12 protein-coding genes are annotated in these 8,794 nt (G+C 38.3%); 11 read left to right on the forward strand and 1 reads right to left on the reverse strand.

Features of this window, described 5'->3' with window-relative positions; all coding sequences use genetic code 11:
* Positions 1 to 2 precede the first annotated feature (2 nt).
* The 5 genes from H0185_RS00825 (at position 3) to H0185_RS00845 (ending at position 4,639) form a co-directional block, all read left to right on the forward strand.
* The gene (locus H0185_RS00825; RefSeq protein WP_221870251.1) at positions 3 to 1,871 is read left to right on the forward strand and encodes a monovalent cation:proton antiporter family protein; all 1,869 of its coding nucleotides are present in this window, start codon (positions 3 to 5) and stop codon (positions 1,869 to 1,871) included.
* A gap of 332 nt (positions 1,872 to 2,203) precedes the next feature.
* Positions 2,204 to 2,971 (forward strand): enoyl-ACP reductase FabI, encoded by a 768-nt coding sequence (fabI, locus tag H0185_RS00830; RefSeq protein WP_221870253.1) that lies wholly within the window; start codon positions 2,204 to 2,206, stop codon positions 2,969 to 2,971.
* A 299-nt stretch (positions 2,972 to 3,270) separates the two neighbouring features.
* Positions 3,271 to 3,606 (forward strand): hypothetical protein, encoded by a 336-nt coding sequence (locus H0185_RS00835; protein ID WP_221870255.1) that lies wholly within the window; start codon positions 3,271 to 3,273, stop codon positions 3,604 to 3,606.
* Positions 3,607 to 3,681: 75 nt separating this feature from the next.
* Entirely contained in the window at positions 3,682 to 3,972 is a 291-nt protein-coding gene (locus H0185_RS00840) for a hypothetical protein (protein ID WP_221870257.1), read from the forward strand.
* A gap of 181 nt (positions 3,973 to 4,153) precedes the next feature.
* Positions 4,154 to 4,639 carry a CotY/CotZ family spore coat protein gene (locus tag H0185_RS00845; RefSeq protein ID WP_221870259.1) on the forward strand — a complete coding sequence of 162 codons (486 nt, stop codon included), beginning with the start codon at positions 4,154 to 4,156 and terminating at the stop codon, positions 4,637 to 4,639.
* Between the two features lie 114 nt (positions 4,640 to 4,753).
* Here the strand turns inward: H0185_RS00845 and H0185_RS00850 are convergent, their stop codons facing one another.
* Complete coding sequence (locus tag H0185_RS00850; RefSeq protein ID WP_221870261.1) at positions 4,754 to 5,293, reverse strand: CotO family spore coat protein; 540 nt, start codon at positions 5,291 to 5,293, stop codon at positions 4,754 to 4,756.
* Between the two features lie 63 nt (positions 5,294 to 5,356).
* Here H0185_RS00850 and H0185_RS00855 point away from each other — a divergent pair, with 63 nt between their 5' ends.
* The 6 genes from H0185_RS00855 (at position 5,357) to H0185_RS00880 (ending at position 8,713) form a co-directional block, all read left to right on the forward strand.
* Positions 5,357 to 5,704 carry a DUF1360 domain-containing protein gene (locus H0185_RS00855; protein ID WP_221870263.1) on the forward strand — a complete coding sequence of 116 codons (348 nt, stop codon included), beginning with the start codon at positions 5,357 to 5,359 and terminating at the stop codon, positions 5,702 to 5,704.
* Between the two features lie 354 nt (positions 5,705 to 6,058).
* Positions 6,059 to 6,538 carry a YhcN/YlaJ family sporulation lipoprotein gene (locus tag H0185_RS00860; RefSeq protein ID WP_221870265.1) on the forward strand — a complete coding sequence of 160 codons (480 nt, stop codon included), beginning with the start codon at positions 6,059 to 6,061 and terminating at the stop codon, positions 6,536 to 6,538.
* Between the two features lie 15 nt (positions 6,539 to 6,553).
* The gene (gene spoVAC / locus H0185_RS00865) at positions 6,554 to 7,021 is read left to right on the forward strand and encodes a stage V sporulation protein AC (protein ID WP_221870267.1); all 468 of its coding nucleotides are present in this window, start codon (positions 6,554 to 6,556) and stop codon (positions 7,019 to 7,021) included.
* Positions 7,022 to 7,067: 46 nt separating this feature from the next.
* Entirely contained in the window at positions 7,068 to 8,084 is a 1,017-nt protein-coding gene (spoVAD, locus tag H0185_RS00870; RefSeq protein ID WP_221870269.1) for a stage V sporulation protein AD, read from the forward strand.
* A 32-nt stretch (positions 8,085 to 8,116) separates the two neighbouring features.
* Positions 8,117 to 8,473 (forward strand): stage V sporulation protein AE, encoded by a 357-nt coding sequence (gene spoVAE / locus H0185_RS00875; protein WP_221870271.1) that lies wholly within the window; start codon positions 8,117 to 8,119, stop codon positions 8,471 to 8,473.
* Positions 8,474 to 8,575: 102 nt separating this feature from the next.
* Positions 8,576 to 8,713 (forward strand): YjcZ family sporulation protein, encoded by a 138-nt coding sequence (locus H0185_RS00880; RefSeq protein ID WP_221870273.1) that lies wholly within the window; start codon positions 8,576 to 8,578, stop codon positions 8,711 to 8,713.
* The last annotated feature ends 81 nt before the right edge of the window (positions 8,714 to 8,794 follow it).

Below are 8,794 nucleotides of genomic sequence, written 5' to 3' on the forward strand. Positions count from 1 at the left end.
GGATGGAACACCATGCTTCCGTTACATCACTTTTAATTGTTATTATCATCGCTTTTTTAACACCTATTTTATTGCATCGATTTAAACTGAATTTTATCCCGGTTGTTGTTGCTGAAATTATTATGGGGTTGTTTATAGGGAAAAGTGGATTTGATTTAGTTCATGACGATATGTGGCTTGAGACCCTGTCTACGTTGGGTTTTCTTTTCCTCATGTTTTTAAGCGGACTTGAAATAGACTTTAGTGCTTTTAAAGTGAAAAAACAACAAGGGAAGAAATCAACAGCTCAAAATAGTGAGCCGAATGCCTTTATCATATCAAGTGTTATTTTTGTAGGAATCTTTATCGCTTCGCTAGGTTTATCTTATTTATTTGTCTTGGCTGGTTTTATCGATAATGTCTTTTTAATGACTTTGATTATCTCAACCATTTCGTTAGGCGTTGTCGTACCGACATTAAAAGAAGCGCATTTAATGAAGACAAACATTGGACAGATTATCTTACTTGTCGCAGTTATTGCAGATCTCGTTACGATGATTCTACTGGCTGTATTTGTATCAATTTATGATACAGAGGGTGGAAATACGTGGCTCCTTCTCCTTCTATTCGCAGCGGGGGTTGTCCTGTATTTTATCGGAAATCGTTTTAAGAGTCGTAAATTCGTCTCAACCCTTTCCACCGGAACAACCCAAATTGGAACAAGGGCTGTTTTTACGTTGCTAATCGTTTTAGTGGCGATATCAGAAACTGTTGGTGCAGAAAATATTCTCGGAGCCTTTCTTGCAGGGGTACTCGTATCTTTATTAGCACCTGATCAAGAGTTAATTCATAAGTTGGATTCTTTTGGATATGGATTTCTTATCCCAATCTTTTTTGTGATGATTGGAGTAGGTTTGGATATCTGGTCGTTATTAAGTGATCCTAAAATGCTTTTACTGATTCCACTTCTGTTGATCGCATTATTACTTTCAAAAATAGTTCCTATATATATTTTGCGAAAGTGGTACGATACAAAGACTGTGATTGCTTCAGGCTTTTTGCTAACCTCGACACTATCACTAGTTATTGCAGCTGCAACAATCGGGGAAAGGATGGAAGTTATTACATCTGAAATGAGCGGGACCTTAATTCTAGTGGCGATTATTTCATGTGTAATAACACCAATTGTATTTAAGAAACTATTTCCACAATCAGCTAGCAAAGATAGGAAGTTAAAAGTAGCTTTAATTGGAGCAAATCAAATGACGCTATCCGTTACTAGGGGACTTTCTTCCTTATACGAGCCCGTTTTATATCATACAAAACAAGATAAGGCAGAAAATAAAGTATCTAGTTCACTATTTGATATTCTTGAAGTGGAAGATTATTCGCCGGATACGCTTAAGCAACAGGATATTTACAATGCAGATATTATTGTTATCTCAACTGGCAATGAAAATACGAATGCATTGATTGCCCGTGCAGCAAGAGAACATGGGGCTGGAAGGGTCATTGCCAGGATTGAAAATCCAGAGTTGGAAACTAGTTTGAAACAGCAGGATATTGAGGTGTTTTCCGTGCTGATGTCAACAACTACTCTATTACGTGCTCTAATTGAATCGCCAGGAATATTAAACATTCTTACCAATCAGGAATCATCTTTGTATGAAATTAAAATGCTGAATGACCAATTTGATGGGATGACATTAAGAAGATTTCCGTTTACAGGGGATGTCATTTTTGTTCGTATTCTAAGAGGAAAGGATTCAATTGTGCCTCACGGGGATACCGAACTACGTTTACATGATCGTCTGATTGTAACAGGATCAAATGAATATGTAGAAGAGTTAAAGATGGAACTTGAGTTAGGAATATGGAAATATTCAAGATAATTTAGACTTTACCCCGCCATTCTGCAGTGGCGGGGTTATTTTATAAGGTAGGTGTGTTGGGAGAAAGGATTTCATATATCACGAAGGTACCCATAAATTTTTTTAGCGCTCTTAAATCCATGTTCTATCTACAAACTTCAACGGTGTATCTTTACAAATCCAACAGCCATCTATTTAAAACTCAAGCTTTTTTACACACAACATACACCAATTATCACTAGTCGCAATCCATGGTACAATCTACTTCTTGGTTCTTTCCCTTTTCAAAGAGCAGGATATGTTGTAATATTAGCACTAGGTACTAATAACTTGTATTAACAGGAGGATTACCAATGACCTTTTCTTTAGAAGGAAAAACATATGTCGTAATGGGTGTAGCTAATAAACGTAGCATTGCATGGGGAATAGCTCGATCTCTTCACGGAGCAGGAGCCAATCTTATTTTCACATACGCAGGGGAGAGGTTAGAAAAAAGTGTTCGGGAACTAGCAGCTTCCTTAGATAAAAACTATCTTGTGCTTCCTTGTGATGTTACTAAAGATGAGGATATTGCAGCATGCTTTAATGGAATTAAAGAATCAGTGGGCACTATTCAAGGAGTTGCTCATTGTATTGCGTTTGCCAACAAAGAAGAATTAAATGGGGATTACTTAAATGTTACTCGCGATGGATTCTTACTCGCACATAATATTAGTTCCTATTCTCTAACTGCTGTTGCTAAAGAAGCAAAGAAGCTAATGGTCGATGGAGGAAGTATCGTAACCCTTACTTATTTAGGGGGAGAACGAGCAATTGAGAACTACAATGTCATGGGTGTGGCAAAGGCTTCCTTGGATGCAAGCGTTCGTTATTTAGCCAGTGACTTGGGGAAAGAAAATATTCGCGTGAATTCAATCTCGGCTGGCCCAATCCGTACGTTATCGGCTAAAGGGGTAAGTGATTTTAATTCAATCCTAAAAGAAATTGAAGAAAAGGCACCTTTGCGTAGAAACACAACTCCTGAAGAAGTTGGCGATACGGCCGTATTCCTTTTCAGTGACTTATCGCGTGGAATAACCGGTGAAAATATCCATGTTGATTCAGGATTCCATATTATGTAATGCTTTTTCTCTAATCTAATATGCTGAACGACGATTTTTTTAGTTCAACGTAACTAGCGAAAAAGAGCTTCATACCTATATGGAAACATACAAAATCGCTTTACCTATGTTAGGTTTTTAACAACAATTTTCACGAAAACAATATCTAAATTTACTCCTTCCGTTAGGGTTATTCCTAACGTTTTTTTTAATTTGAAGGCTAAATATCTAAAAAATGTGCGAATGAACCAAGATATTAGCGGAAACGGCTTGGTCACTCTCCCTATATACTGTAGTAAGTGCAAAGGAGGTGAAGATGAATGAGTGAAGACAGTCAAGATATCACTGTTGCTGTCCCAACTGTATTTGTCAATGGGAAGGAGTATCCCTTAGGTGGAGACTACAAGTTGAGCGAGGAAGATATGCAGAAAATCATGGATGCAGTCAACGACAGTATTGCTGAAAGTGTCCTGAAAAATCTTAAGGAGCTCCAGAAGGGTTTACCGTTAATCGGACAATTTCTTCAAAATAAAAGGTTTCTCCCTAAAGTAGAGGGAAATTTGCGGGGAAATGTGAAGTTAACATTTAATGACCGTACCCTTTTTAAACTTGAACTTCCGGATCCTGAGAAATCAGCAGACGCCGATTCCGAATAAACTATGATTCCATTGTAAAACTCGTTCGTTTACCGAATTGCACGAATAAAAATTTGAAAAGGAGTGTGTTTATAGATGTTAGAAAGTAAATGGGGTAACTCCAGGGGTGGCCGCGGTGGCCGTAGCGATGATGATACACTACAAAACACAGGACAAAATCAACCACAACGCGCAGAGGTAAAAGCAGATAATAGCGGAGACGTCAGACAAATTGTTAATGCTAAACGCGGTGCTTTCGTCCTTCCAATCCAAATTGCACCTAAAATAGCGATTGCTCTACCTGCAATCAACGCTGGCTTACAGTTGCCAATCCTAAGTAGCTCAGGCGATGTTGAGTCAGAAATGGAATCTGATTCTAAACACTAATGGAGGAAATTTTCAACCAGGCTGTTAAAAGGAAAATCGCAGCCTGGTTTTCCTTTCACCTAGAGCAAACCAAAATTACAGCCTAATTTTAGTGAAAAAGGGCTTTTGTCCGACACCCAAATGCCCTTTCTTAAATATCTTATAGTGTAAACATCCAATAAAGAAAAGGAGGCCAAAAATTATGGGTTGTGGAAAAAGAACCGGACACTCAACTAGCGGCTGTGTATGTGATGTAGTCCGTGCGATTTTAGATATCCAAGATAATGTTCAAGATGATTGTGGTTGCGGATCAAACTGCTTCATGGAGCCACTTGGCGCTATTCGCCCGAATATGAAAGACAGGGTTAACACTCGTGTGTTTGTCCTGAAAAATGCTGATGGATCACCATTTCATGCTTTCTTTAAAGGGTGCAGCGATGCATGTGTATCCATTTACTTCCGAGTCGAAGAGGTATTTGATAACTGTTGTGCAACACTAAGAGTGTTAAAGCCAATGGATTGCGAAGATCATCCTGTTGATTTATCTGGACATGGGAAATGCTGCATAGACTTCGACAAGGTATGTAAAGTTGAAGAATTTGAGGCAACAAATGATTGCGTAACAGTTGATCTTTCATGCTTCTGCGCTATTCAGTGTATCGAAGATGTAAACCTTGACCTTTGCTAAGTAAATTTAGCAGGAGAGCATTCCCCCTATAAGAGACAGGATTATCTGCCTCTGTAGGGGGATTTTCTATCGAATAAAAAAACCTAGCCCATATGAGCTAGGAATGAAATGTATTTAATGGTGGTGAAAACCGAGCATTCGAATATCTTGCAAATCTTCTATCATAATGGTGGCTTTGGTGGTGTTAGGAAGCTTAATCTCAATTTCATCTTCAAATTTATTTAAAAGAATTCCTGTATAAGTAGTTGTTTCAGTGATGTATAAACAAGATATGGGTCCGAGTTGCACAGGGAAATTCTCTAAATAAACAATTTTTTCGCTAACAGTCATCTCCCTAAAATGTTTTACTCTTTGAAGCGAATAATGTTTTTTTCTTTTTGTATCAAAAGGATTCGAACTAGATTCTACTTCGTCATGATAATCATGAATATCTAAATCGGAATGGTTACCAATTTCCTCGAATGATCGCTCTGTTTCTGTTTGTTGTTCATGAACCACTTTTCTTGTAGCTATCATTTCATTAGAAGCCTTTTCTTTTTTTGTGGATAATTCATCTCGAGTGGAGTAGCGCTCTTGCATCATGATATCCGGAAATGTAGTTGTCGGCTGGCTGATATATAAGACTGGTTTATGCTTGATTTTCCTAGTTGACAAAAAGTATCCCTCCCAACTTTGGTTACAGTTTAATCTATGCACCGATTACAAAGGAGTGAGTATATGTTTGGGAGTTTTAGTTTAGAGGCGATATTCATCATTGGTTTAGCTTCCTTCCGGTTAACGAGGCTTATTGTCTTTGATAAAATTACAGAATTTATTCGTTCTCCTTTTTTTGATGAAGTAATTGAAGATGATGAAGTTTACCTTGTAGTAAAACCAAAGGGAATAAGGAAATGGATTGGGGAACTATTGAGTTGTTATTGGTGTACTGGGATTTGGGTTAGTGCGTTTCTTGTTGCTGGGCATACCTTTTTTTTAGATATTTTCACCCCACTCATCTTAATACTCGCGATTGCTGGGATTGCGAGTGTGATTGAAACAATCGTGAGAAAATGGTTAGGCGAATAAACAAACGATTTCTTCCTTAATTCATATAATAAATAAAAAGACTAAAGGAGCTTTTGTAATGAAAAATCATGGTGAAAAACTACAAGCTCAAAATCGACCAAAACGAAAGAAAACATGTGGTTGTGGGGCTACAACAAAAAAACAATCGCTAGGGAGAAGAAAGCTGTCTCGATAAGGAGGCAGTTTTTTTATTTATTCCATAGAAAAGAACCTGTTTATTTGATCTCAAAAGCAAAAACTGACCTATTGGGGAAAGTTGGAAATTCCCTGCGTCAATTCTAATCATAATTATCTAGCTTGTAGTAAAAAATATATCTACAACAAAACTTTTGGATTAATTGTGAGGGAATGAATATGAAACGAAAACCAATCGTTGTCTATGGTTTATTAGTATTAGTTATCGGAAGTCTATTGTCTGGGTGCAACCAAGGAGAAAAGACATCTGAAGAGAGTAGAAGTTCGATGATTCAATCTGTAGATCCAGAAGCAACCGCAGTCAAGAAAGGTGATCATGACGTTGCTGAAAAGGTAAAAAAAGATGTTCAATCAGTACCCGCTATTTATGATGTGGCAGTGATTAAAGGGAAAGATGAAATTCTTGTTGCTTACAAAGTTAAGCATATGCAACGTTTCCACATGAAAAAAATCGAGGGAGAAATTAATAAAAGGCTAGAAAAGAAATATCCAAAAGAAAATTTTATTGTCTCTAGTGACTTTAAAATCTTTATTGAAGCAATCGAGTTAAAAGATAGGATGAAGGACAAAGACTATTCAAGTAAAGATGCTGAGGAACGACTAAAAAAAATAATAAAGTTTAAAAAAGAGCGGACATAGAAAGGAGGGTGAACAATGGCTAAACAAAAGAGTCCTGAACAAAAACGTTATGAAAAAATTGAACAAAAACATGAAGCCAAAAGGCCAGTCGTGAAAAATTGTATCAAAGCCTTTTTTGTGGGTGGTTCCATTTGCTTAGTTGGACAGGCAGTTTCGTATTTTTATATGTACTATTTTCACTTCACGGAACAAACTGCGGGGAATCCAACTGTCGCAACCATGATTTTCTTTGCGATGCTTCTAACAGGGTTTGGTGTATATGACAAAATCGGTCAGTTTGCCGGTGCAGGGAGTGCGGTGCCGATTACAGGATTTGGTAATTCTGTTATTTCTGCTGCAATTGAACACCGAACAGAAGGTTTTGTTCTTGGGGTTGGTGGAAATATGTTTAAGCTTGCTGGATCCGTCATTTTATTTGGAGTATTTTCAGCCTTTGTGGTAGCCCTTATAAAAACCTTATTACTTATCTGGGGGGTTATATAAGTGGAAATGAAAAAATGGCGAAATTTCTTGAGAGGAGGGCGACAGTATGTTGAAAGGTAAGCAATCCTGGGTTTTTGCCAATAGACCGGTGATTGTGTCCTCTGCTGCCGTAGGGGGGCCGTTTGAGGCAAGAGGAAGGTTAGCGAATGATTTTGATATTCTTCATGATGATTTATGGATGGGACAGGATTCATACGAGAAAGCCCATAAACTTATATTAGAAGAGGCAATTGAGACGGCCATTCAAAAAGGAAATGCAACAAAAGAAGATGTCAATTTTATGCTAGCCGGAGACTTGGTTAACCAAATTACGCCTTCTAGTTTCGCTGCGAGAACATTGGAAATTCCATACTTTGGTTTGTTTGGGGCTTGTTCAACTTCTATGGAAGGTCTAGCGTTAGCTTCATTTCTTATTAATAATCAAGGGGCAAAGAAGGTCGTTACGGGTGCATCTAGTCATAACGCTGCAATTGAGAAACAATTTCGATACCCAACAGAATATGGAAGTCAAAAACCTCCTACCGCTCAATGGACGGTTACTGGAGCAGGTGCCGCACTTTTAACAGATACCGATGAAAAGGCTGGAAAGTTAGTTACTACCTCAGCAACAATTGGCAAAGTAGTTGATTTGGGAATATCAGATCCCTTCAATATGGGCGCTGCAATGGCACCAGCTGCAGCAGATACGATTATTGCTCATTTTCAAGACTTACAGCTTGATCCATCCTATTATGACCTAATTATTACAGGGGATTTAGCGAAAATTGGGAGTCCGATTGCACTGGAACTTTTGCAAAAAGAAGGGCTACAAATTAATAGTGAAAAGTTTAAAGATTGCGGATTAATGGTTTATCAAAAAGATCAAAAAGTACAAGCTGGTGGAAGCGGAGCTGGTTGCTCTGCGGCAGTGTTATACGGTCATCTCTTTAATGAGATGAGAAACGGAAAGTACCAAAGAATTCTTCTTGTTGCAACAGGTGCACTTCTTTCACCACTTAGTTTCCAGCAAAAAGAAAGTATTCCGTGTATTGCTCATGCGGTATCCATTGAAGTACATCCATAATAGAATCATTTTTACTGTAGGAGGGGATAATCTTGCTTCCAATGTTTTTCTGGGCCTTTGTAATTGGTGGCCTGATTTGTGTGATTGGGCAAATCATGTTTGATGTTTTTAAGTTAACACCAGGTCATACAATGAGCACCCTTGTTGTGATTGGTGCCATCCTCGGAGGGTTTGGGGTATACGAACCGCTTATTGATTTTGCTGGGGCAGGGGCAACCATCCCCATTACGAGCTTCGGGAATTCACTGGTCAATGGTGCATTACAGGAAGCTGACCAACATGGTCTAGTAGGCGTATTGACCGGAATGTTTGAAATCACTAGCTCGGGAATATCTGCCGCTGTTGTTTTTGGATTTATTGGTGCATTATTATTTAAGCCTAAAGGTTGAAATTTTAGTCTGACATTTCGAAGGATGTAGCTAGCTCGCCCATACACTTTTGGACATTTCACATATGATATAAGTGAACTTGATAAAAGTGAGGTGATACGAATGGGCTTCGGTTGCGGCTTTGGAGGTTACGGTGGCTATGGTGGCTATGGCTACGGTGGCGGCTATGGTGGTTCAACCTTTGTGTTGATTGTTGTATTGTTTATCTTGTTGATTATCGTAGGTGCTAGCTACTATTAATAATCAGAAAGATAAAAGAAACCGTTCAATTTTGAACGGTTCTTTTTTTGTGCGCCTGGCATGGGTGCAATCTATAGGGTG

Source organism: Mesobacillus maritimus, from assembly GCF_019749255.1.
GTDB lineage: Bacteria > Bacillota > Bacilli > Bacillales > Cytobacillaceae > Mesobacillus_B > Mesobacillus_B maritimus_A.

Bases quoted from the DNA above. Each gene is read 5' to 3' on its own strand.
- H0185_RS00825 (WP_221870251.1), top strand. From the start codon at position 3: ATGGAACACCATGCTTCCGTTACATCACTTTTAATTGTTATTATCATC.
- fabI (WP_221870253.1), top strand. From the start codon at position 2,204: ATGACCTTTTCTTTAGAAGGAAAAACATATGTCGTAATGGGTGTAGCT.
- H0185_RS00835 (WP_221870255.1), top strand. From the start codon at position 3,271: ATGAGTGAAGACAGTCAAGATATCACTGTTGCTGTCCCAACTGTATTT.
- H0185_RS00840 (WP_221870257.1), top strand. From the start codon at position 3,682: ATGTTAGAAAGTAAATGGGGTAACTCCAGGGGTGGCCGCGGTGGCCGT.
- H0185_RS00845 (WP_221870259.1), top strand. From the start codon at position 4,154: ATGGGTTGTGGAAAAAGAACCGGACACTCAACTAGCGGCTGTGTATGT.
- H0185_RS00855 (WP_221870263.1), top strand. From the start codon at position 5,357: ATGTTTGGGAGTTTTAGTTTAGAGGCGATATTCATCATTGGTTTAGCT.
- H0185_RS00860 (WP_221870265.1), top strand. From the start codon at position 6,059: ATGAAACGAAAACCAATCGTTGTCTATGGTTTATTAGTATTAGTTATC.
- spoVAC (WP_221870267.1), top strand. From the start codon at position 6,554: ATGGCTAAACAAAAGAGTCCTGAACAAAAACGTTATGAAAAAATTGAA.
- spoVAD (WP_221870269.1), top strand. From the start codon at position 7,068: ATGTTGAAAGGTAAGCAATCCTGGGTTTTTGCCAATAGACCGGTGATT.
- H0185_RS00880 (WP_221870273.1), top strand. From the start codon at position 8,576: ATGGGCTTCGGTTGCGGCTTTGGAGGTTACGGTGGCTATGGTGGCTAT.